Origin of the sequence: Algoriphagus boritolerans DSM 17298 = JCM 18970 (assembly GCF_900108085.1) — a bacterium.
GTDB lineage: Bacteria > Bacteroidota > Bacteroidia > Cytophagales > Cyclobacteriaceae > Algoriphagus > Algoriphagus boritolerans.
In genome coordinates this window covers 75,634-98,837 of the sequence record NZ_FNVR01000007.1, presented here as the reverse complement: position 1 = coordinate 98,837, position 23,204 = coordinate 75,634, and the positions used below count along the sequence as shown (strand labels likewise).

Genomic DNA, 23,204 nt, shown 5'->3' with positions numbered 1-23,204 from the left:
TCAGTTGACTAAAAAAACAGAAAAGCCGACTCTCGCCGGCTCTCCTTTAGGTCATTTTTGGAGGTTTTAATAGAGTACTTCTACCGGAAAACGTTGATTTACAGCACGTAACTGATCAAATGCTGCTTGGGAGAGCTTAATCACCAATTTGGAATTGTCGCCGGTTTCCGGAAGTCTGCCAACCACCCGGGCGAAGATCGTAATGTCATTTTCCTCATTTTTTACTCGCATGATACTTCCCACAGGGGCCTCACGGTGCAAAACCAAATATTTTTTATGTCCTCCTGTACCTTCAATCAGTTCGGCTTGGCCACTTTCCTTGATGTTTTTAAAACCTCCGGATGTATTCTCGGGGGTAGGTTCTGTAGTCAATACTGCTGTGGAAGGAGCCACATTAGGTGTTCCGATGACTGGAACAGTTACCGGACCTTCGCCTGCTCTGCCTACTTTGATCACCTGTCCTGAGCGAAGGTTATTGGAAGTCAATCCATTCCATTTAATCAAGTCCTCTACACTGGATTCATATTGCGTAGAAAGTGAAAAAAGCGTCTCCCCTGATTTGACGGTATGTGAAATCCACTCTCCGGGTGCCATAGGTGTCGAACTGACAGCAGGTTCTACCCTGGAACTTGGAACCTGAGCTGGCTCAGGCAGCGTTCTTTTTGGCTCTTCGGATTCAATCTTTTTATCAATGACCTTTGGCTCTACTTTTGGCTTTTCTTTTACTACTTCAGGTTGAGTTTTTGGAGTAGTCACTACAGTTGTAGCGCTTGCAATCGGGGGCGAAGGCGTGGTGACTGGATTTCGTGAATCTGTTTCTTTTACGATCAAAGCCTGCCCCACACTGAGATCATTTCCCAGCAACTTATTCCATTGCTTCAGTGAATCTACCGTGATATTATACTTTTTAGAAATCGAGAAAAGTGTCTCTCCTGGCGCCACTTTGTGCAGTGAGGTTCCTTCGTCCAATTCACTTTTTGAGATGTAGGGTATTCGAATGGTCTGACCGATCTTTAGTCCTTGTTTTAGAACTTCATTGGAATTTTGAATCTCTCCCACAGGAACTTGGTACTTCCTTGAAATTGCAAATAGTGTTTCCTGTGGACTTACTTTGTGCAAAATGAAGGTTTTGTCCCCTATTCGCTCCACTCCAATTGAATCTCCTGCCACGAAATCTGAGGCTTCAGCCCAAGACATTGCAAAAAACAAAACAAGAATTAATGAGCTTATAAATTTGGGTTTTAAGAACATAGTAATGAAAGCATTTCTGGTTGAATTGAATTACCGATAGAAATTGCAAGAATTATGCTAGAATTGCCAAAATCGGGCATTTTCATTCCTTCATTCCTGTAAAAGTTGAATTGCTTGCTTATCAAAAAATAAAAAAACTGGCGTATTGATTCTGTGATCCCTATCTTTTCCGTATAATTTGAAATTCAAAATGCAACTTCGTTCTATCTTCTTTTTTCTGCTTTTCTTCCTGTCCCTATCAATTCAAGCACAGGAGAAACCAGCTAAAATTTACACGTTCAAAATCGACAAAGACATCGATCCGGCGATGAACAGACGCGTAAAAATTGCTCTGGAGGAAGCTGTAAACCAAAAAGCCACGTTGATCATCATCGAAATGGACACCTACGGAGGTGCCGTTACTGATGCGGATGATATCCGAACGATGATACTCGAATCTGAAATTCCAGTTTATGTGTTTATAAACAAAGACGCGGCCTCCGCCGGAGCCTTGATTTCCATTGCCTCTGACAGCATCTACATGGCCCCCGGAGCAAGTATAGGTGCGGCTACTGTGGTTAACGGAGCCGATGGGGCAGCTGCTCCTGATAAATACCAATCTTACATGCGATCGATGATGCGGAGTACAGCCGAAGCCACAGGTCGAGATCCAAAAATCGCAGAAGGCATGGTAGACGAAAAAATAGAAATTGAAGGTATTTCGGAGTCCGGTTCAGTGATCACGCTTTCGGTTTCAGAAGCGATTAAATATGGTTTTTGTGAAGGAGAATTCAATTCAATCGATGAAATCCTGGAAGCTCAAAACCTTCAGGAAGCAGCTGTCATAGCCTACGAAGAAGATGCAATCGACAAGATTATCGCCTTCTTTTTAAGTCCTGCGATCAGTGGTGTATTGATTCTTATCATTATTGGAGGAATTTACTTTGAACTTCAGACCCCAGGGGTTGGATTCCCGATTTTAGCCTCCGTTGTTGCCACACTGCTCTATTTTATACCCTATTATCTCAACGGACTCGCTGAAAACTGGGAAATACTCATCTTCATCGTGGGGATTGTGCTATTAGCGGTAGAATTATTCGTTATTCCGGGTTTTGGCGTATTTGGAGTCTTGGGAGTTATATTCATTTTGGGAGGGTTAGTTTTAGGAATGCTACCAAATCAGAATTTCAACTTTGATTTCGTTCCGGCATCACAGCTTTTTGCAGCTTTGCTGACGGTGATTTTAGCAGCCTTGGCATCCGTAGGATTGGTTTTTTGGCTCACGCCAAAGGTTAATCAATGGGGAGCTTTTAGAACCATAACATTAGCTAGTACACAGGAGCGAAGCGAGGGATATACTTCCAGCTTCTATTCCAATTCACTTCTCGGCAAAGTAGGAATAGTCCATTCCCGACTCAGGCCAAGCGGCCGAGTGGAGATCGAGGGAGAAATTTACGATGCCTCTTCACGTGGTGACTTTATTGATCAGGGTGAAAAGATTATCGTCGTTTCCACAGAAGGAACGTCCCTAAAGGTGAAAAAACTCGAAGCTTGACCGGGAATATTTTTCACTAAGTTTGCGGCATGAACCCATTTCAGTCGATCTACGAGGCTATTGGAGAGGATCAAATCCGGAAACTAGTCGGAAATTTCTATCAGGAAGTGGCAAAAAATCCGGCTTTGCGAAAACTTTATGCCGAAGATCTCAAACCAGCCGAAAGAAGACTTTTTCTGTTTTTACTTCAGGTATTTGGGGGGCCACAAACTTATTCTGTTGAGCGTGGTCATCCCAGATTGAGAATGAGACATTTAGATTGGGAAATTGATCCGGTCATGCGCGATCACTGGCTGAACGCCATGCTGACCGCACTTGACAAGCTCAAGCCGGAGCAAAACGCCAAGGAGCTGATGACGCAATACTTCATTCAAGTAGCCAATCCTATGATCAATCATGAGTAGCATACTTCCCCGACTCCACTCTGCGTATGCGGCGGTTATGTTTCTGCTGATTTTTTTAGTGATTTTTCCATTTATCCTGATTTGTATTTGGATACCCGGGTGGAAAAAATACGGTCGGAAAATCAACCGTTATTGGGCAAGAGCTTACTTTTCAATGATCTTTCTTCCGGTGAAAATTGAAATTCTCGGGAAATTTGAAAAGAACAAACCACATATCTTTCTGGCAAATCACTTCAGCTACTTAGACGTAGCAATGATGGGATTTGTACCGGGTGATGTGCTTTTCGTAGGCAAAGCTTCGATCAGAAAGGCTCCGCTATTTGGTTATTATTTCAAAAGCCTGCACATCGCGGTGGACAGGGATCGGTTGAAAAGTAGGGCGGAGACCATGCGGAGAGCAGGAGAAGCATTGGACCGGGGAAGCGGCATTGTACTTTTCCCCGAAGGGGGCATCTATACCAAAAATCCTCCCAAGATGGTTCCTTTCAAAAACGGAGCATTTCGGCTGGCTATGGAGAAACAAATCCCCGTCATCCCTGTCACTTTATCCTTTAATCACCTAATTTTACCCGATAAAAGCCCGCTTTTGCTTCACCGCAGCACAGCTAAGATGGTTCTTCACGAGGCATTAGACCCCAAGGATTTTGAAACAGACGAACAACTGAAATTAGCCTGCTTCCAAGTAATTCAAGGTCAATTGGACAGAGATAACCGATTAATTCAATCTTAGATTTACAAGTCAATGAAAATAAATAAGGATTCCATAAAGAAAATCGCCCACTTAGCCAGGTTGGAATTTGACGAAGGTTCCGCTGAAAAAATGTCCAAAGACATGTCTCAAATTCTGGACTGGGTGGAGCAGCTCAATGAAGTGGACACTTCCAATGTGGAGCCATTGACTACCATGTCCTCGGAAGTCAATGACCTTCGTGAGGACAAAGTCGGCCCGCTTTTGGATCATGAAGCCGGTCTAAAAAATGCTCCTAAAAGAGACTCGGATTTCTTTCGCGTACCTAAGGTTTTAGAATAGGCATGCTGAAAAACACTCCTACTCTCCATACTTTGGGAAAATTTTCTGCCCTCCTGTTTTTAGTTACAGGAGTTTTTTTTGCTGCTTACACCTTCCTTTACGGCTCATCCTATTACCCAAACATCGTCCCCGCTGCCTTTCTGGATTCCATCGCGATTAACTTGGACTGGGCAAACTTCGGAACACTTTCATTTCCCATTCAAGTGGATAACTTTTTAGTCTTTCAGGAATTTCATTCCACACCTCCGGGTTTTACCTTGAATGAAAGTTACCTCTTCGGGGGAATTGTGTTTTTGGTTGCTGTCTCCGTACTTGCTCTGGCGAGTACGTTCAAAAAAATACCTTTCCTGATTTTCGGTGCAGCTTGGATTATTCTCTTGACCCTCACCAATTCCAACGGCTTAAATATTGGATCACCCAGCTCAAACACGCCGCTAATAATCTTGATTATCGGGACTTTTTTACCGGTAATTTATTTTCATGTTTGGAAGCCTGAAGCTGCTTTCAGCATCAGGTGGATAGCCGTCTTTTTGGCTTCGGGAGTAGCAGTTTTTTCTTTGATCACACTCAGTCCTATCGCTAATCCTCCGCTTTATTTGGCAGAACAAAGTCTGGTGATCGGGATCGGGATGGTAATATCCTGGATTTTTTGGCAAGGGCACGGGGTAATTTCAGGGATTTATATTCTTTTGGCCAGGGCAAATCAAAATGTAAGCATGAAGATCTCCTGGCAGATTGTGGGGATTTCCGGGCTTTATCTGATGACTTTGGTTTTTCTTCTACTGGACTTAAAAGGCGAGGTAAATCTGCCCTTCCCAACATTTTCTCCCTTGTTTTTGATCCTTCCGATAGGATTATTAGGCTGGCTGTCGACGGCTGAGAAACTCAGGCAAGTCGAAGAGATCGCCTCCCAACCAAAATTCCTCAAAGCATTCTTTTTGTTGGGTTTTGGGATTTCTTTTTGGATGATTTGGAAATTAGAGATTTCAGGAAATGAAGCCGCAGGGGAGTTTTTGAAGCATTTAATCATTTACTCACAGTTTGGTTTTTCCCTGTTTTTTGTGGTCTACCTTGTGAGTAACTTCCTGTCTGTGATGGACTCAGGAAAGGCTGTGGACAAGATTCTTTTCAAGCCTTACTCACTTCCCTACTATCATCTTAGAATCGGTGGAATGATTTCGATTCTGGTAGTCACGATCTACATGGATGCAGTGCTTGCTCCACAGGCCAACTCCATGACAACCAACATCCTGGGCGATTATTATTACCAAACCAATCAAAAGCTGGAAGCGAGTATTCTTTATGAAAACGCCTGGGCTGCCTATCGGAAAAACCAAAAAGCGAAAAATGCTACGGCACACCTTCTATTTGATCTCAACCAGCCCACACTGGCCAAAGAACATTTGGATCAGAGTTTTGCCGAAGTCCCACAGGTGGACAACATTATGCTACAAAGTTCCCGAATGATTCGGGAGAACAGGCCATTTGAGGCGGAATACTATCTCAAAAACGGATTGATGCGATTTCCCGAAAACCCGTATTTGATCAATAACCTGGCGCTGGTTTATGTGAAAATCCAAAAACCTGAGGAGGCCTTGGCACTGCTTTCAGGAATTAATCCCAATGATCCTGTACTTACTTCCAACTTGATTGCATTGCAAAGCAAATTGAAGAAAAAACAAGTCGAAACCCGCACAGGAGAGGGTCTGATCACCAAAATCAACCACCTGGCAAGTAATAACTTGGCCGGAGAACCTACCGATCTCAACGAATTGCAAAAGCTGAGAGAAGCATTGGAAAAAGAAACTTCGCCAATGCTGTTGAATGCCGGCATACGGAATCTTTTCTCAAATAAAAACTTCTCTAACACCACTTCAGATCTAATCTGGCTGGATTCCCTCAGCAAAAAGGAAGAATTGCTCGATTATCTGATGCAGTTGCAGGAAACTGCCACTATCCGAAGCCTGGCAGCCGGTCGAGTGACAGAAGCTGTAAAAAACCTGAATGGCTTGGCCTTTCGAAATCCCGGTGAAGCAGGGTTCTATTTGAATCTTACTGCAGGGATTTTAGCTCAAAATCTGGATTTTGAAAAAGCTTCAAAGGATATCCTTTTTGCTGAAGAAAAGGGCTTTCAAGCCTTTCGCCCATATCATTTCGTAATTTTGCGCTTAGGTGGATTTGCGGAAAAGGCCTTGGAATTGGAAGGTAAATATCTCGCCCCAAGCACCAATTCCCCTGACGAATTTCTTGTCTTACTCTCCAAATTCAATGAGTCAATTCCAGATAAGCTTTTTGATCAATGGATTTCCCTGTCTTCTGAGGATTGGAAGTCAACCCTCGCTTTCCTGCTGTTGGAAAGAAAAGCGCATGGACTAACCAAATTCCAATTGAATGCCTTGGGAGATTTTCTGAAAGGAAAAGTGGAAAATGAAGCGCAGCTGACTGCATTCCTTCAAAATCCAGATTGGTCAAATCAGGAGTCCTTGCTATCCTACCTTCAATTTCTTCAGGTCGGAGAAGAACTATCTGCCAACCCCTACAAAACTCCCCTTGTCTTGAGTGCTGCTGACAGGCTTGCAGATCCACTTGATCAGTATGAATTGCTCAATACAGCAAGTGAGTTTAGTAAAGATCCGATGCTCTGGATCCGTAAGGTTCAGGCGGCTAAGCGAATCGGATTGGATAATTATGCGACAGCAGCCCTGCAGGAGATGAGCAATTGGCTAACATGGGATGAAATTGAATTATTGCAAGGCACCAACTATTGATCTTTTTTCACGTATTTTAGAGCAATGCCTTAGAGGGTAAATAAACTAAACCACTAACTTAAACGGAATTTTCTATCATGAGCAAAGTCATTGAAACCCACGATATCAATAAAACCTATAAAATGGGTTCAGAAATTATTGAAGCACTCAAGTCTGTAAGCATTTCTGTGGATCGCGGTGAGTATGTCGCATTTATGGGCCCTTCCGGTTCTGGCAAATCTACCTTGATGAATATCATCGGATGCCTCGACTCGCCTACTTCCGGTACGTACATTTTGTCCGGCAAAGATGTCAGTGACATGAGCGAGAATGAGCTTGCTGAAATTAGAAATAAGGAAATCGGATTCGTTTTTCAGACTTTTAACCTACTGCCTAGAGCCAGTTGCCTGGACAATGTAGCTCTTCCACTGGTCTATGCAGGGTATAGCCGGTCCGACCGTAAGGAGTTGGCATTTCAGGCACTTTCCGATGTTGGCTTGGGAGATCGGACGAAGCACCGCCCCAACGAACTATCCGGTGGTCAGCGTCAGCGGGTTGCTATTGCAAGAGCCTTGGTAAATAACCCGAGCATCATCTTAGCCGATGAACCTACCGGAAACTTGGATTCAAAAACTTCGTACGGCATTATGGAGCTTTTCCATGAACTGCATGCCGGTGGAAATACCATCATCATGGTAACTCACGAAGATGACATCGCTCACTATGCCCATCGAGTGATTCGTCTGCGAGACGGATTGGTAGAAACAGATAAAATCAATCCAAACCCCACCAGAGGCATTATGATGCCGGTATGATTTATCCAAGTAATTTGAAATAGATTCTTATTTTTGCCCCTGAACGAAACGAGGCAGAATGAAAATCTATACTAAGACCGGAGATCAAGGAATTACTTCACTGCTTGGAGGCATGCGTGTCCCAAAATCCGATCTAAGGATAGACGCATATGGAACAATAGACGAACTCAATTCTTATTTAGGTCTACTCCGAGATCAGAAAGTGAATGCGAAAAGAGCCGATTTTTTGAAGGAAATTCAGGATCGATTATTCACCATCGGAGCTGATTTGGCTACAGTCCCGGGAAAAGATAAAGTCAAAAAACCTGATCTCTACTTAGAAGATGTAGAAGCGCTGGAGCGGGAAATGGATTTAATGGATTCCCAGTTGCCTATGCTCAGCGCGTTTATTCTACCGGGCGGACACCAATCGGTTTCATTTTGTCATTTAGCCAGGACTGTCTGCCGACGAAGCGAACGGATCGTAGTGGAGCTTGCTTCATTAGAGCCAGTTTCTGACCTAGTTATTCAGTACCTCAACAGACTTTCTGATTACCTCTTTGTATTGGGAAGAATGATGGCAAAGGAACTCGAGATAGAAGAAGTTACCTGGAAGCCTCGATTGTGATTAAACATCGGTTTTTTGGTAAATTTCGGCTCTTTCAAAAAACAGCCTCCTGGGCAATAAAATAATACAAAAGTCCCCCTTTATTTATCCTCAATCAAAAAGAGTATGAAGACGTCCTTAGCTATCCCAGTTCAGAAAATCGAAAAATCAAAAATTCAAGAAACCGATTTTTCAAATTTAATATTTGGAAAAACAATATCAGACCACATGTTTGTGGCGGATTATGTTAATGGGGAATGGACGGATTTGAGAATTGTTCCTTATGGCCCTTTGGACCTCCATCCCGCCAATGCAGCTCTTCATTATGGGCAATCAATTTTTGAAGGCATGAAAGCCTACAAAAATGACAAGGGGGAAATTCTGATTTTCAGAGGAGATGCTAACGCCAGAAGGATGAATGAATCGGCAACGAGAATGTGCATGCCTGAAATTCCTGAGGAAATTTTTATGGAAGGCCTACTTCAGCTTTTGGATTTGGACCGTAACTGGGTTCCAAGTGGTAAGGGGGCTAGCCTTTACATCCGTCCATACATGTTTGCGATGGATAATTACATCGGCGTAAAGCCATCAGACACCTATAAGTTTATCATTTTCACCTGTCCTGTTGGTGCTTATTACAGTAAGCCAGTCAATGTAAAAGTGGAGACAGCGTTTACAAGAGCCACGGAAGGCGGCACCGGTGCCGCAAAAACCGCTGGTAACTATGCTGCTTCGCTTTTCCCTGCACTACAAGCACAGCGTGAAGGATATGATCAGTTACTCTGGACGGATGGAAAATCCCATAGCAAAATAGAGGAAAGTGGGACAATGAACGTAATGTTTGACATCAACGGGACGCTGATCACTGCACCTACCCATACCGGAACCATACTCAAGGGCATTACCAGAGACTCCGTAATTCAATTGGCTAAGGATTGGGGAAAACCCCTGGAAGAGCGCTTTCTTACTGTGTCCGAATTACAGGAAGCATTGGAAGACGGATCTTTGCGGGAGGCATTTGGAACAGGAACTGCGGCTACCATTGCACATATTGCTAAAATCAATGTAAATGGTAAGGATTATAACCTTCCCGAAAAGGGCCCTGACGCATTTTCAAATAAAGTCCTAAACGAACTCGACGGAATCAAATACGGAACTATTCCTGACAGCAGAGGCTGGATTGTCAAAATCTAATTCAAAAACGAGAAGTTTCCTTCTCGTTTTTGCTATTTTCAGCTATGAAATTAGTATTAAGTCTGGTATTTTTCTTTTCGATAGTACTTGGGTCCTATTCCCAATCCAAGGATTTCATTCTGGTCAAAAGAGGTGGAAATCAGAAAACCCAACTACGCTACTACCCCGGCGAAAACATCACCTACAAAAGTAAAAAGCTGGGATATTTTGTTACGGATCAGATTGTGAGTCTTGACACAGACTACATCTACCTAACCGAAAATATCCTGAACCCATCGGATATTCTGGAATTGGACATTAGAAATAAAGATCCAAGAAATCGGACACTACAGAATCTGACAGCACTTTTTCTTGGTGCGGGCGGGATATTACTTACTGTCGAAGCAGTGAACAGTGTCTATCAACAAGATCGACTCCGAATCGACGAAGGCGTAGCAATCACCTCGGGGATTTTGGTCGGAACTGGTCTGGCCTTGTTGCCTTTACGTTACAAAACGTTCAAAAACACAAGTGGCTACGGAATCCAAATCATTATAATGCGTTTGGAATAATGGACCTATGCTGGTAAAAGCGGATATTTTTTTAGACTTTTGCAGCTTAAATTTTCACTTAGACAGATGACTTCAGAACAACTGAAAGACTTGAAAGCCCGCACTTCGGCTTTGAGGAGGTATCTTTGACTACGATCGTAAGAAAGCAGAAATAGATGACTTTGAGGCCGTATCGGCTCAAGCGGACTTCTGGAACAATCCAGAGGAAGCCGAAAAAACAATGAAACAAATCCAGGCTCGAAAAGGCTGGACCTCATCTTTTGAAAACCTAGACCAAAAAATTCAGGACTTGGATGTATTGTATGAATTTTACAATGCAGGAGAAGTTTCCGAAGAAGAATTGAAGGTTGATTATCTGAAAGCAAAGGAAGCCGTAGAGGAACTTGAACTGAAAAAGATGCTTTCCAATGAGGAAGATCAACTTAATGCAGTCCTGGAAATCAACCCCGGTGCAGGAGGAACAGAAAGTAATGACTGGGCTTCGATCCTGATGCGAATGTACATCATGTGGGGTGAGAAAAACGGTTTTAAGGTCCGTGAAGTGGATGTGCAAGAAGGTGAAATAGCAGGGATCAAATCAGCTACGCTGGAATTTGAAGGACCACTTGCTTACGGGTTTTTGAAATCCGAAACCGGAGTTCATCGATTGGTTCGTATCTCACCTTTTGATTCAGGAGGAAGGCGCCACACTTCGTTTGCATCCGTATATGCCTATCCGGAAGTGGATGATACCATTGAAATTGAGGTTAATCCTGCTGATGTGGAGCTTCACACTTCCCGATCCGGTGGTTCCGGTGGTCAAAATGTAAACAAGGTAGAAACCAAAGTTCAGCTGACTCACAAACCTACCGGAATTGTGGTAGTCTGTCAGATCGAGCGATCCCAGCTTGCCAACAGAGAGAAGGCGATGCTAATGTTGAAGTCCCGATTGTATCAAATAGAACTGGAAAAGCGGAATGCGGAAATCGCACGAATCGAATCGTCCAAACTTCGGGTAGACTTTGGCTCCCAGATTCGGAACTATGTTCTTCACCCATACAAACTGGTAAAAGACAATCGAACCGGGTACGAGACGTCAGATGCTCAGGGAGTGTTGGACGGAAACTTGAATGAATTTATGAAAGCTTTCCTACTCGCCCAGAGTGAAGAAAAAGCAAATAAAGAATAATCAAAAGAGGACGGATTTTTTCGTCCTCTTTTGATTTTAGTACGATCAATTTTTCAATCAAAGATTAATCATGGATATCTTTTCGATGGCCGAATGTTTATCCAATTCCTTTTAACTCGTTTGGACAAATTAACCGTGTATTTAGGCATCCTTCTTTTTTCTGGATTCTAAATAAACATCGAACAAAACTCTATCTCAATAGCCCAAATAATCGCTTACTCTTGGAATAGCCAAGATGGATTTTTGCCGTCCGTTGTAATAGGTTACTTTTTCACCATCAAAGAATGCCCCTTCTTCCAGCATTACCCGCACATCTTTGTTCCATTCTTTTACAAAAACTACTGCATTCAATTCAATTGCATAGCCGGTATTTGCATGCAGTGGAAAATCTCCAGCTCCGGGCGTATTACCTTGGTTATCCCACATGCCAATGGTAGGTCCGGCAGAATGTCCGTAAAAACCCAATGGATGGGTATAAATACTTCCTCGAATCCCTTCCGCTTCCATCTGCTTCCTGGATTCGCCAAGAATTTCATTTCCTGACCTTCCGGTTTTATAATTTGAAGTCAGAATATCCTGAAGTCGATTACCAACAGCCAGGGCATTTTGTAAGTATTGAGGAACTTCTGTTTCTCCGGCTTTGAGGACATAAGCCAATTCTTGCGTATCCGTATTCAATCTCAAATACGTGATCCCAAAATCGATGTGAAGCAGATCACCCGGCATAATCACTTGTTCGCTAGGTCGAACTGCAAAGGACCGGCTCGCTTCATCAGAACCAGGATCGGGTCTTTGAATATCCACTGTGGGATGAAACCAAGTGTCCAGTTTCATTTCCACTATTTTTTCTCTGTAAAACCAAACCACATCTTCCGTGGTCGTCACTCCGGGCGTAATCACCCGGTCAGAAAGTCCCTCTGCGATGATGTAGTGCGCCAACTCCTGAATGTGCTTGTAGGCAGCCATTTCAGCTTCCGTACGGGTTTCCAGCCATCTTACTGCCAGGGTCTGGGCTGAGACAACCTTGTCTTTATGCTTGTCAGGAAGATTTTTCATGAATTCCTCATGATCAAAATGCGTCAACCCATCGGCATGTCCAAAGTCTTTGGCAAAGTTGAGTCCGATCTTTTTAGGATTTTTTACAGAAATGAGCTCCATTAGAGCCTTCCATTGATCTGGCTGTGTTTCTGGATCCCAAACTTTTTTGAATGATTTGCCCACATCGTACCTGGCAATGGCATAAGTCTCAACAGGACCGTTTGGGGCAGGCTGATACATCACTAAAATGGTTCTTCGACGTGCCGCATGCCAGGTAGCCGGCAATAGCGTGCGAATTACCGGATCTTCATTGTATTCCCGGGACATCACGATCCACAGGTCAATTCCCGTTTCCGTCATCAAGGTTGGCAACAAATTCTGTATCCGGTCTTCCAGCCAGAGATCAATAACCTCTGCCTGAGCACGCTGCGTGAGTACGGCAGGCTGTTGAGAAAAAGAAGTAAATGCGGTAAAAACCACAAAAAAGAGAAGTAAAAGTCGCTTCATGACATTCAGTTTAGATTTGAACCCAAGATAGGATTAAGAATGAAAAGTAGAAATGGTTTTAGAGTATTGAAACCTGTTTTGAAACAATGGGTTTCTCCAACAGTCTTTTTTTGCTCAGGGTATGAAATCTATAGAAAAGCAGCAATGCAGTGATGCTCAATCCAATCAATAAACCATACCATATCCCCTTTTCTTCCATACCCAATTCAAAAGCAAAGAGATAACCCAGCGGCAGCCCCAAAATCCAATAAGCCATCAAGGTGACGAAGGTGGGAACTTTCACATCTTCCATACCTCTCAATACTCCCAGACCAACCACCTGTACCCCATCTGATAGTTGGAAAAGACCGGCAATGATCAACAAGGAAGCAGATAGCGCGATTACTTCAGGATCATCAATATAAAGGGTGGGCAGGTAAAATCGAGCGCCAATAAACAAAACTGCCGCGCTGAACATAAAGACAATGACCATCCCAAAAACTACCATTCCCGCTTCTCGCATGGCTTTGATATTCCCCTTTCCGATCTGATTGCTGACTCTGATCATGCCGGCAGTAGCCAATCCTGTGGCCATCATGTAACTGATGGAAGCCAAATTCAAAGCGATCTGATGACCTGCCAGTGCGTTCACTCCGATCCAGCCCATCATAATTGCAGCTGCGCTGAAAGCAGAAACCTCAAAAATGAACTGAAATCCTGTCGGAACTCCAATTTTTAAAATTCTGGCAAGCATGGGTAAACTGGCATTTCGGATGGTAAGACTCAAGTGAAATTTTCGGTAGCGTTGGGAATAAAAAACATATCCACCCATCATGACCATCATCAAGACTCTGGAAATCAACGTTGCCCAGCCTGCACCATTCAATCCCAAGGCGGGTGCGCCCAAATATCCCCATATCAGCACCCAGTTGAGAAAGACGTTAATCACATTACAAAAAATCGTGATATACATCGCCTGCTTGGTCTGGGAAAGCCCTTCTGCCATTTGCTTGAAAGTCTGAAACACCATCATCGGAACAAGAGAAGCTGTGATAATAAGCAAGTAAGGAATTGCCAGTACCACTACTTCATCGGGTTGATTGAGAAAATGAAGCCCCTGAGACAAGCCCAAAACTATTAATGTCAGGAGTATGCTCGTAGCGACATTGATCCATAGCCCATGGCTGAAAAGACTGGCGATGCGCTTAGTCTTTCCTTTACCATCCGCCACAGAGATCAAAGGCGTGATTCCCATAGATATTCCTATCCCAAACATCATCAAAACGAAAAATATACTATTGCCTAATGAAGCTGCTGCCAAAGGCAAGGCTCCCAATCTACCCACCATCATACTATCCGCCACACCGACAGACACTTGCCCCAGCTGACTGAGCATCACGGGGTATGCTAAATGAAAAGTGGTATTTAAATGATCCCTCAGCGTCATAAATTCAATAACCTAAAATCCGGGCAGCCTTCAAGATGCCGGCAATACTTAAACTGTCTGTGATTTCTCCCGCCATGACCATTTCCAAAACCTCCCGAAAAGGAAGTTTTTTGATCTGTAGAACTTCTGTCTCTTCAAATTCAGTTTCTCCTTGTGTCAGCTCTTCTGCCAAATAAACATATCCCACCTCATCAGTGACTGAATTTGATGTATGGATTTTCATGATTTGAGTCCATTTTCCGGCAATAAGTCCTGTCTCCTCTTTGAGTTCCCGTTGAGCCGATTCCAACAATTCGCATGCTATTGGTCCACCACCCATAGGGATTTCCCAGGAATATTCTCCCAGGGGATATCGGTATTGACCGATTAGCCAGGTATTTCCCTCCGGATCTATTGGGATGATGGCCATGGCGCGGTTTTTAAAATGAATCTTGCCATAGATGCCTGGATTACCGGCAGGATTTAAAACCTCATGTTGCTCAAGTTTTATCCAGGGGTTTTCGTATATGTTGGTACTTTTCAGGGTTGTCCAGGGATTTTCAGTCATATTTTTCAAAAAAAAAGGGCGGTTGAGCCGCCCTTGATTTACACTTAAAACCTTGCTTAAGCAGGTATAGGGAGCACTTTTGAATCTTTAAAGGTAGAGAGAATTACCATAGATTGCATGGAATCCACTTCTTTGATCTCGGAAACTTTCTCCAGCATCAGCTTTTGATATGCGGTGATATCTTTTGCGATGATCTTAAGGATAAAATCACCTGTTCCAGTGATGTGATGACACTCAATCACTTCAGGGATTTCATTGATCTCACGCATAAATGCATCAATATTTCCTTTGTTATGTCCAATCAGACTGACTAGTACGAATGTACTTACTCCCAATCCGATACGTTCAGGATCCAACTTAGCGTGATAGCTTTTGATAATTCCGGACTGCTCCAATTTTTTCACTCGCTCTAGGGTCGGAGCAGGTGATAGGCCAATGTCTTTGGACAATTGTGCATTGGTGATTTTTGCATTCGCCTGAAGGATTTCCAGTATCCTGCGATCTATTTTATCAAATTTTATTCTTACACTATTATCCATGTCTTTCGGATTTACAAAATTTTATGTGGTACAAAATTAATATAATTGATGAATGTTTTAAATCGATTTAAGCCTTTTTGATGAGTGGAAATCAAAATTTTGTTAATCTTTTACAAGAAATAGACAAAGAATACAACTGAAAGCCTTTGCCTGCGCAAAAAAATTCAAATTATCTCCTGTTATAACGGACTTCTACGAAAAAAATTTAATTAAAGTTTATTCCTTTTGATAAAATCTCGGGCTTCCTTGTGCGCGGGGTGTTTGCGCTTCGCATATTTTTTGACTTGGTCGAAATACTTTTTGGCCTGCACCTTATTTTTGGCTTCGGTTTCCATTTTTCCCAACTGAATCAACGCATGCAGGTAGTACCCGCTTTCCTGAGATTCGGATTCCTCCCCATAGGCTACAGTTTTGAGGTAATACTTTTTAGCTTCTGACTTTTGACCGATCCGGTTATAGTATTCAGCCACATAAAATGCTGCATATCTTCCGCTGTTGGATTCATAGCCATACTGCCTCTGATCAATGCGTTCCAAAATCTCCGTGGATTGCTTTACTGATTCCGTCCAACGGCCTACGGTGTAAAGATGCCTTGCATAGGATCGATGAAAATAGGGATTGTTGGGAAATTTGGAATGAAGGTATTCTGAAATCTGCAGCGCCTCATAGGGTCGTTTTTCCTCCGAAGCATACAATCGAAACAGGAAATACTGTGCCTCAACACGTGTATAGAAGGCATTGGTGGCTACCGTTTCCAACTGCTGAAGCCCCAATTGTTTATTTCCTTTCGGGAAAAGCGCCATTACTGGCCTCAGAAGCGGATAATTTTCTGGAATCCAAACTGAAAAATAATTAAATAAGGCATCACCCAAGAGAAGTTCAGGGTTAAACTCGGTTTCTCCCCTGCTTAACTCCATGTATTTGAGAGCATTTCTTCCTGCCCAAGCTGCCTTGGTCCAGCTTTTTCTCTCACTGTAAAGGCGGCCCTGAAACCCATAACCAGCTGCCAGAAAGAAAGCGGCCTCTTTGTTTTTGGGATCCCTATCAAACATCCGCTGTGCTTTCTCATTTGCTCGATCCAGATACTGTATGAAAATATTGTCAAATCGCGTGTTTGTCACGTCTACTTCGATCCGCCACCAATAGCCCAAGGCCATCAAAAAGTCAGGCAAGGGATGTTCAGGATATTGGTACATGATCACCGCAAAATCCCGCTCAGCTGTCGGAAAATCGAAGTTGTACATGCTGTTTATAGACTTGGTAATGCGGTATTGTAAACCTTTGTCGAGTAAAAGGTAACCGGAAGGATTGTCTGAAAGAACAGGATTTTCCGCCTGAGCAGAAATCTTCCATGGCAACATGATTATCACTAAACTCAAAATCGCTTTCCCAACTCGACTGTTCATTACTTTCTTTTGGTTCTGAATGCAAAACTAAGGCGAAATCCAATCAAACATTTAGATTTGGCCACTTTAACAATTGAAAATGGCAAAAACCGCTTCGCCCCTTGCACAACGACTGGAAGACTTAATAGATTTCGATAAACGGGTTTATTTTTTCGCGATTCTGTTGATCTTTTTGATCATCAGATACCTCACCAACACGCTGGTCCTGGAATCCATTCCAGATTACCAAACTTTGGAATCCCAGGGCGGTTTGATGTTCTTCCATATTTTCAACACCTTAAATTATGTCTGGACGCCTTTTGCGCTGCTTTGGAAGTTTACCGTTATCGCTTTTCTATTTTGGTCAATGGGCCTAATGGTAGGATACAAGGCGAGTTTCAAGGAACTGTGGAAATTTGCCCTAGTGGCTGAGTTTGTGTTTATTTTTCCCGAGTTGCTTCGTTTACTCGTCTATCTTAATCCTTCCAATGGTGTGACCTATTTTGATATACAAAATTTTGAGCCTCTTTCTGCTCTGTGGTTAGTTGGGCCAGGTAATGTCGGCGAGAAGTTTCACTATCCGCTATCTGTCTTGAATATCTTTGAACTTATCTACGGAGCATTTTGGGTTTTGGGTTATCATATGATCAGCAGAAGATCGGTCGAAGAAAGTACGCTGGTGGTTTTAATAGCCTATTATATTCCACTTTTGATCTGGCTAGGGTTCTATATTGGGGCCTATCGCTAGTTCTTTCTTTGCTTTTTGGCATCGCCGCTACAGCGCTGAGAGCAGTATTTTACTTCCTCCCAGTTTTTCTCCCACTTCTTTCTCCATGTGAAGGGTCGCTTGCATACGATACAGGTTTTTTCGGGTAAATGTTCTTTTTTCATATCAGGCCCAGCGATTGGGTAACGTGTGTCTTTCTATTATTCGATTTGCTTCAGCCACCACTTCCTGATCTTTCTGTGCAGCCCAAATTCTGTCACGGGCTTCTGCCGCAGCTTTTTCAGCATTCACCAACGGAAATGGATAGTCTACACCTAGCTTAAAGTTCAGGCTTAGCTGCTCCATAGGCGTTAATTCCCAAGGTGTATGAATTAGAGAATTTGACAACTTGGATAATTCAGGCACCCATTTTCTGATAAATGCTCCATCGGGATCATGATCCTGTGATTGCTTGACTGGATTGTAAATCCTCACGGTATTAATGCCCGTCACACCAGCCTGCATCTGAAGTTGGGGATAATGGATGCCAGGCTCAAAGTCCAAAAACATCCTGGCTAAATGATTTTTACCAGCTCGCCAGTCCTGTGAAAGATGATAGGTAAGAAATGAAACCACCATCGCACGCATTCGGAAGTTTAGATAGCCAGTCTCCCGAAGGCATCGCATGCATGCATCCACCAAGGGGAAGCCAGTCTGACCATTTTCCCAGGCCTGTATCCAATCTTCGCGTTTTTGATAGCCAAACTTGAAAAAACCACGATTGATAGGTTCAAACTCCATGCGACTTTCCATTTCAAATTTTTGGATAAAATGACAATGCCAGCGCAGTCGGGACTGGAAATTGGTGAAGTTTCTTACTTGAAAGCCAGTCCTCGACTTTTCCTCTGAAAGCTGATAAACTTCCCGAATGGAAAGACATCCCCATGCCAGGTAAGGTGAAAGTCGGCTGCAGCCTTTTCGGGCCAAATCAGGCTTGCTGATATGAAGGTTGTAGTTTTTGACCCGATCATCCAGAAAGCTTCTGAGATACATACGCCCCTTGGATTCGCCTCCCGGCTGCATATTCTCGTTTGGAACCTTCCATATTTCTGGAATTGCCTTTTGAGGAAAGCCTTTCAAAAATCCCTTAGACAAACTAAAAAAATTGGCTTTTTTCAGTTCGGGATTTTTCAAGGGCGCCTTCGCAAAACCAAACCATGAATTCCTCCATCGATCCCGATCTTTTCTTCCCCGCTGTACTCCCTGTTGAAGGTATTCTTTCCACTCGATTTGATGTTTCTTGAAAAAAGTCCCCATCTCCATATCCCTATCATAGGTGACTTTAATTCCGGTCTCTTGATGAGAATAGACGCTCTGAATGTGAACTTCTTTGATCAGTTGCTCAAACACATCCTTTACTTCCCCATAAAAAACAGCAACTGAGGTTTGGTAGGTTTTCAGCCGGGCATTCATGTCTTCCAGACTTTCCCAAACAAACCGCCAGTGTCGCGCATCACTTTGAGGTGCCGCGACCAGGCTTGGCTCAAAACAATATACCATCAAAATCGGAAAACCTGACCGGATAGCTTCCGACATTGGTTCATGATCGCTTAATCTAAGGTCTCGCTTTAGCCAAATAATGGAGATTTTTTGCACGAAAAGGAAACTTTCAGCTATACGGAAAGTTTGATCAATATGACAAAAAGTAAAGAGTTGACAGAAGTGGAAATTGACCGAATCATCGAAATGGCTTGGGAGGATCGAACACCTTTTGACGCCATCCAGGTTCAATTTGGAATAAGTGAAGGAGAAACGATCGAAATTATGCGAAGAAATATGAAACGAAGTTCATTCAACATGTGGCGTGCACGCGTCCAAGGTAGATCCACCAAACACCTGAAGAAATGTCCAGAAGAGATGAATACCTTCAGATCCAGAATGCAACGTGGTATTGCCTTGAACAAAATCTCAAAACGATAAAAGGCCGATTAAACAACCGGCCCTTTACACTCAACAAACCAAACTACTTTTCTTAAAAACCTAACCCAAAGACCATCGCTTTGGGAGTGAAATTAAAGTCTGAAACTTTTGAGGCTGCCCCCGTCAACGGGTGAATATTACAAACCCTGCTTTGACTTCTTACCGTCAAAATAGCAAAGGGCAAATCGGATTTTCCCCCCATATCAAATCCATTTTTTATCATCATTTTAGAAAAATCGAGTGATTGAAAAAAACAATGGCAAAACCTGCGGATCAAAAGGTTCTTTTATTCACTGTAGTATAATTGATTTTGAAATTACGAAGCGGGTGGTTTGACCGGATTGACCAAAAACAAAAAAAGTGAATCGATTGACCCACTTTTTTAAATCTAAAACCCAAAATTCCTATAACTCAAACCGTCTCAAAAGGCCAACTCATGATGCCTCCAGAAAGATTTTTTAACTTTTCAAAGCCCATTTCCGCCATTATTTCGCAAGCTTGACCACTTCTGTTACCGCTCCGGCAATACAGCAGATAGGTTTTATCCTTTGGAAGATTTCTTACCTGACTGGCAAAGGCTGAGGACATCATATCGAGATTTCTTGCACCTCTTATTTTTCCTGAAGCAAACTCACCGGCAGTCCTTACATCGATAATTACCGTGTCAGGCTGTAGCATGAGATCGTGGAAAGTACCCGAAGGAATATCTTCGTATTTTTTTGATTTTGCACTAAAGAAATTGAACATGGTCGTTTGTTTTTATTTCAAATTTACCAGCTCAACAGCCTTTAAATCAGTAATAAAAGTCACTTTGAAACCTTAAGCCTCTTTTGTAAGAAACCGATTTTTGATCTCCTGTAATCCCAAGCGAAGCGCTAAAACCCATGGAAAACCATGAAATACCAGATCACCCCAATCCATCAGTTTCATGCCGACTGCTCCACCTGCGACCCATTTGATTTTGCCCCAGATGTGTGGTTCGGGCACGAACGGCATCAAACCAAGAGTCATACAGAATAACAGGACTGTTTTCCAAGAATTGAGCGGATTGGCTTTGTTTAGTTCTTTTTGCTCCATGGGTAGGTGATTTGTGACCAAAAGGTCTTGGGAAATTCTTCAACATGCTCAAATCCGAGCGGCTCATTTTCATTTTCATTTGGGATATAAGCTGTCCCAAAAAGATAGTCCCAAATACTCAATGATATCCCATAATTTACGCCATGGCTCCCCGCCGGCAAATGCTTTGCATGATGCCAGAGGTGCATGACAGGGTTATTAAGAATGTATTTAAGGGGACCATAAGTGATTTTCACGTTCGCGTGATTGAGGTGTCCGATAGCTATCGTTACGATATGGAGAATGAAAAAATCATTCAGTCCAAAGCCGATCATGGCCAAAGGGATGTATTGAATTGACTTGTAGACAACAGTTTCCATCCAGTGGTAGCGAAGGTGGGCTGCAAAACCCATCTGCTCCACAGAATGATGGACTTTATGAAACTCCCATAGCCATGCATTATGATGAAGCAAGCGATGTACATTCCATTGGATAAAGTCAGCTATGACGAACATCAGAAGGAACTGAGCAAAAACCGGCCAGGTCCCTACTTGGACAGCTACTAAATTTTCAATACCAAAGAGACCAAGAAAATCATTGAAAACCTCTACAGCCACATTGGATACTGAGTTGTACACGATCAGAGAAAAAAGGAAAAAGTTGAAAAACATGTAAAAACCGTCCAGCCAGAAATCCTGACGTATCGCGGCCTGATTTTTCCTCCAGGGAAAAACCAATTCCAACATCCAAACAATCACAGACAACCCCACCAACCACCAAAAGTAGTTATGCCAGGAAGGTTTGAGAATTTCCGAACTGAGGTAATTCCAATAACCGTAATAGCCATCAAGAAAGATTTGGAAATATTCCTGTATCATGATCCTTAAAGCGCAAATAATTCCTTACCTATAATATAGATCCCCATCACAAGGACAAACCAACCAAAACCTGTTTTTAGGAATTTTTCATTGATTTTTTTAGAAAGCGCACTGCCTATAAAAATCCCTACTATGGAGAGGGCAGTGAAGATCAGGAGCATTTTCCAATCAATCGTCTGAGTGGAAACGTCTCCGAGAAACCCAATGAGAGACTTCGCTGCAATAATCAAAAGTGAAGTTCCCACCGCCATCTTCATTGGAAGTCTTGCCAAAAGGACCAAGGCCGGAATAATCAAAAATCCACCACCTGCACCTACGATTCCCGTAATGACTCCAACAAGTGAACCTTCTAAGGCTATCATCGGGTAATTAAATTTTATGGTTTCATTTTCATCGCAGTTTTTGCATTTTTTTCCGGATATCATGGATATCGAAGCAGCCAGCATGATAAGCGCAAAAAAGACCATGATACCTACATTTTTGGTAATCGCTGTTTCAGCGATGGTAAATAGCGGATCAGGCAACCAAGGCACTAGAAATTTACGCGTCAGGAAAACAGCAAGAAATGAGGGAATTGCAAATACAATCGCCGTTTTGTAATTGACCAGACCTTTCTTCATAAATGTCCCGGCACCAACCAAAGAAGTCGAACCGACTACAAATAAGGAATAGGCAGTAGCTAAAACAGGATCTACTTCCAGAATATATACCAAAACCGGAACAGTCAAGATCGACCCCCCTCCTCCGATCAAGCCCAGACTTACTCCGATAATAATAGCAGCGGCAAAACCTAATAGGGTAACTACGTCCATTTTTTTCTTAGTTTTTATTTGCTACAAAATTAAGGGGGTCAGATGGCCCTTAGTGGTGACAATTGTTACACTCAATCAAGTAGGATAAGCATGTAAATTAAAATTCAGATCCTGACAATTCAGGATTGGAGGTGATTTAAATCTTGTTTTTTTAGGCTGGAATAATCTAACTTTCAGAAAATCACAAAGCCATGAAGCTAATCGTTCCTATCGACTTCTCTGAGAATTCTATCAAAGCATTAGAGTTTGCCATTTTTATGGCAGATAAAAAACACGGAGAAATCACCCTTGTCCATGTAGTGGAGGTCGTCTATGACTTTGCCTCCCAGGCAGCAATAGCACTGGATACCATGATTAAAGACGGAGAGAAACTCCTGATAAAACTGATTGAAAAATATGAGGCCTCCGGCGTGAAAATGGACTATAAAATCACAGACGGTGTACCTTCAATCAGTATAGTAAGGATTGCGGATGAGCTGGGGGTAAGCTTGATAGTGATGGGTACCCAAGGAGCCAGTGGAATCAAAAAAGCGCTCATCGGAACCACGACAGTCAACTTGATACGAGAGGCCAATTGTCCTGTATTGGTAGTACCAGCACAGGCAAAAGTGACAGAAATCAATAAAGTAACCCTTGCCTTAGAATTTGCAAACCATGAAGAAAAATTCATTGACTGGATCATATTTATGAGTGAAAAATGGGAACTTGGGCTAGAGATACTCCATGTTCAGACGAGCCAAGGATTCAAAGAAGAGCTTGCCATCCTGGGTCTGGAAGGTTATCTGCAAAAGAAATACCCAGGTCTAAAAGTAAGAATTCACACATTTTATGCAGAAAGTGCCTCAGAAGGTCTTGATCTGTATATGCAGGAAAACGAAAATATGATATTGGTAATGTGTCATGAACATCGAAACCTTTGGGATCAGATCATCCATAAAAGTAAATCCCTTCAGATGGCCTATCATACTCACATTCCTTTGTTGATCATGAGTTAATGTCAAAGAGCCTGAATCTTGTGACTGATTCAGGCTCTTATTAAAATATGTTGTT

General features: G+C 42.7%; 25 protein-coding genes. 13 read left to right on the top strand and 12 right to left on the bottom strand.

The genetic code is table 11. The annotated features are described in order from the left end of the window. Positions 1 to 66: 66 nt before the first annotated feature. Positions 67 to 1,251 (bottom strand): LysM peptidoglycan-binding domain-containing protein, encoded by a 1,185-nt coding sequence (locus C4S61_RS08755; protein WP_200820554.1) that lies wholly within the window; start codon positions 1,249 to 1,251, stop codon positions 67 to 69. A 190-nt stretch (positions 1,252 to 1,441) separates the two neighbouring features. On the opposite strand from C4S61_RS08755, the gene C4S61_RS08750 reads away from it, so the two are divergent. From C4S61_RS08750 to prfB, 10 genes are all read left to right on the top strand, one after another. Beyond that, positions 1,442 to 2,785 (top strand): NfeD family protein, encoded by a 1,344-nt coding sequence (locus C4S61_RS08750; RefSeq protein WP_103924415.1) that lies wholly within the window; start codon positions 1,442 to 1,444, stop codon positions 2,783 to 2,785. 29 nt (positions 2,786 to 2,814) lie between these two features. Further along, positions 2,815 to 3,189, top strand: a complete 375-nt coding sequence (locus tag C4S61_RS08745; protein ID WP_103924414.1) for a globin domain-containing protein — start codon at positions 2,815 to 2,817, stop codon at positions 3,187 to 3,189. Next, complete coding sequence (locus C4S61_RS08740) at positions 3,182 to 3,919, top strand: lysophospholipid acyltransferase family protein (protein ID WP_103924413.1); 738 nt, start codon at positions 3,182 to 3,184, stop codon at positions 3,917 to 3,919. The genes C4S61_RS08745 and C4S61_RS08740 overlap by 8 nt, the downstream gene beginning before the upstream one ends. A gap of 12 nt (positions 3,920 to 3,931) precedes the next feature. Continuing rightward, positions 3,932 to 4,219 carry an Asp-tRNA(Asn)/Glu-tRNA(Gln) amidotransferase subunit GatC gene (gene gatC / locus C4S61_RS08735; protein WP_103924412.1) on the top strand — a complete coding sequence of 96 codons (288 nt, stop codon included), beginning with the start codon at positions 3,932 to 3,934 and terminating at the stop codon, positions 4,217 to 4,219. Positions 4,220 to 4,221: 2 nt separating this feature from the next. After that, positions 4,222 to 6,987 carry a tetratricopeptide repeat protein gene (locus C4S61_RS08730; protein WP_103924411.1) on the top strand — a complete coding sequence of 922 codons (2,766 nt, stop codon included), beginning with the start codon at positions 4,222 to 4,224 and terminating at the stop codon, positions 6,985 to 6,987. A 77-nt stretch (positions 6,988 to 7,064) separates the two neighbouring features. Continuing rightward, positions 7,065 to 7,781: an ABC transporter ATP-binding protein gene (locus tag C4S61_RS08725; RefSeq protein ID WP_103924410.1), complete on the top strand. Its 717-nt coding sequence runs from the start codon at positions 7,065 to 7,067 to the stop codon at positions 7,779 to 7,781. A gap of 58 nt (positions 7,782 to 7,839) precedes the next feature. Then, positions 7,840 to 8,388 (top strand): cob(I)yrinic acid a,c-diamide adenosyltransferase, encoded by a 549-nt coding sequence (locus tag C4S61_RS08720; protein WP_103924409.1) that lies wholly within the window; start codon positions 7,840 to 7,842, stop codon positions 8,386 to 8,388. Positions 8,389 to 8,493: 105 nt separating this feature from the next. Further along, on the top strand, positions 8,494 to 9,561 hold the full coding sequence (locus C4S61_RS08715; RefSeq protein WP_103924408.1) for a branched-chain amino acid aminotransferase: 1,068 nt from the start codon (positions 8,494 to 8,496) through the stop codon (positions 9,559 to 9,561). Between the two features lie 44 nt (positions 9,562 to 9,605). Beyond that, positions 9,606 to 10,112, top strand: a complete 507-nt coding sequence (locus tag C4S61_RS08710; protein ID WP_146064367.1) for a hypothetical protein — start codon at positions 9,606 to 9,608, stop codon at positions 10,110 to 10,112. A gap of 66 nt (positions 10,113 to 10,178) precedes the next feature. Next, positions 10,179 to 11,280 (top strand): peptide chain release factor 2 gene (prfB, locus tag C4S61_RS08705; RefSeq protein ID WP_103924406.1). Its coding sequence is split into 2 segments (ribosomal slippage): positions 10,179 to 10,238 and positions 10,240 to 11,280, totalling 1,101 coding nucleotides; the frame shifts between segments, so codons are not numbered across the junction. Between the two features lie 195 nt (positions 11,281 to 11,475). Here prfB and C4S61_RS08700 read toward each other — a convergent pair. From C4S61_RS08700 to C4S61_RS08680, 5 genes are all read right to left on the bottom strand, one after another. After that, entirely contained in the window at positions 11,476 to 12,825 is a 1,350-nt protein-coding gene (locus C4S61_RS08700; RefSeq protein WP_103924405.1) for a M24 family metallopeptidase, read from the bottom strand. Positions 12,826 to 12,883: 58 nt separating this feature from the next. Continuing rightward, positions 12,884 to 14,200, bottom strand: coding sequence for an MATE family efflux transporter (locus tag C4S61_RS08695; protein WP_235009891.1), 1,317 nt, complete (start codon positions 14,198 to 14,200; stop codon positions 12,884 to 12,886). Positions 14,201 to 14,255: 55 nt separating this feature from the next. Then, entirely contained in the window at positions 14,256 to 14,798 is a 543-nt protein-coding gene (locus tag C4S61_RS08690; protein ID WP_103924403.1) for an NUDIX domain-containing protein, read from the bottom strand. A 56-nt stretch (positions 14,799 to 14,854) separates the two neighbouring features. After that, a complete protein-coding gene (locus C4S61_RS08685) occupies positions 14,855 to 15,337 on the bottom strand; it encodes an Lrp/AsnC family transcriptional regulator (RefSeq protein ID WP_103924402.1) in 483 nt (160 codons plus the stop codon). Between the two features lie 209 nt (positions 15,338 to 15,546). Then, positions 15,547 to 16,698, bottom strand: a complete 1,152-nt coding sequence (locus C4S61_RS08680) for a tetratricopeptide repeat protein (protein ID WP_407640576.1) — start codon at positions 16,696 to 16,698, stop codon at positions 15,547 to 15,549. A gap of 124 nt (positions 16,699 to 16,822) precedes the next feature. On the opposite strand from C4S61_RS08680, the gene C4S61_RS08675 reads away from it, so the two are divergent. After that, a complete protein-coding gene (locus C4S61_RS08675) occupies positions 16,823 to 17,470 on the top strand; it encodes a sulfate ABC transporter permease (protein WP_103924400.1) in 648 nt (215 codons plus the stop codon). Here the strand turns inward: C4S61_RS08675 and C4S61_RS08670 are convergent. Both C4S61_RS08670 and C4S61_RS08665 read right to left on the bottom strand, forming a co-directional pair. Beyond that, positions 17,467 to 17,613, bottom strand: coding sequence for a DUF2256 domain-containing protein (locus C4S61_RS08670; protein WP_103924399.1), 147 nt, complete (start codon positions 17,611 to 17,613; stop codon positions 17,467 to 17,469). The two genes, C4S61_RS08675 and C4S61_RS08670, sit on opposite strands and share 4 nt — an antisense overlap. Position 17,614: 1 nt before the next feature. After that, positions 17,615 to 19,024, bottom strand: coding sequence for a cryptochrome/deoxyribodipyrimidine photo-lyase family protein (locus tag C4S61_RS08665; RefSeq protein ID WP_235009889.1), 1,410 nt, complete (start codon positions 19,022 to 19,024; stop codon positions 17,615 to 17,617). 99 nt (positions 19,025 to 19,123) lie between these two features. Here C4S61_RS08665 and C4S61_RS08660 point away from each other — a divergent pair, with 99 nt between their 5' ends. After that, positions 19,124 to 19,408 carry a TIGR03643 family protein gene (locus C4S61_RS08660; protein ID WP_103924485.1) on the top strand — a complete coding sequence of 95 codons (285 nt, stop codon included), beginning with the start codon at positions 19,124 to 19,126 and terminating at the stop codon, positions 19,406 to 19,408. Between the two features lie 411 nt (positions 19,409 to 19,819). Here C4S61_RS08660 and C4S61_RS08655 read toward each other — a convergent pair whose 3' ends face one another. From C4S61_RS08655 to C4S61_RS08640, 4 genes are all read right to left on the bottom strand, one after another. Further along, positions 19,820 to 20,155: a rhodanese-like domain-containing protein gene (locus C4S61_RS08655; RefSeq protein ID WP_103924397.1), complete on the bottom strand. Its 336-nt coding sequence runs from the start codon at positions 20,153 to 20,155 to the stop codon at positions 19,820 to 19,822. A 72-nt stretch (positions 20,156 to 20,227) separates the two neighbouring features. Continuing rightward, entirely contained in the window at positions 20,228 to 20,485 is a 258-nt protein-coding gene (locus C4S61_RS08650; RefSeq protein WP_103924396.1) for a hypothetical protein, read from the bottom strand. Further along, the gene (locus tag C4S61_RS08645) at positions 20,467 to 21,342 is read right to left on the bottom strand and encodes a sterol desaturase family protein (RefSeq protein ID WP_407640575.1); all 876 of its coding nucleotides are present in this window, start codon (positions 21,340 to 21,342) and stop codon (positions 20,467 to 20,469) included. Before C4S61_RS08645 ends, C4S61_RS08650 begins: the two co-directional genes overlap by 19 nt. 5 nt (positions 21,343 to 21,347) lie before the next feature. Further along, the gene (locus tag C4S61_RS08640) at positions 21,348 to 22,154 is read right to left on the bottom strand and encodes a sulfite exporter TauE/SafE family protein (RefSeq protein ID WP_103924395.1); all 807 of its coding nucleotides are present in this window, start codon (positions 22,152 to 22,154) and stop codon (positions 21,348 to 21,350) included. A gap of 191 nt (positions 22,155 to 22,345) precedes the next feature. Here C4S61_RS08640 and C4S61_RS08635 point away from each other — a divergent pair, with 191 nt between their 5' ends. Further along, positions 22,346 to 23,149 (top strand): universal stress protein, encoded by an 804-nt coding sequence (locus C4S61_RS08635; protein WP_103924394.1) that lies wholly within the window; start codon positions 22,346 to 22,348, stop codon positions 23,147 to 23,149. Positions 23,150 to 23,204: the final 55 nt, after the last annotated feature.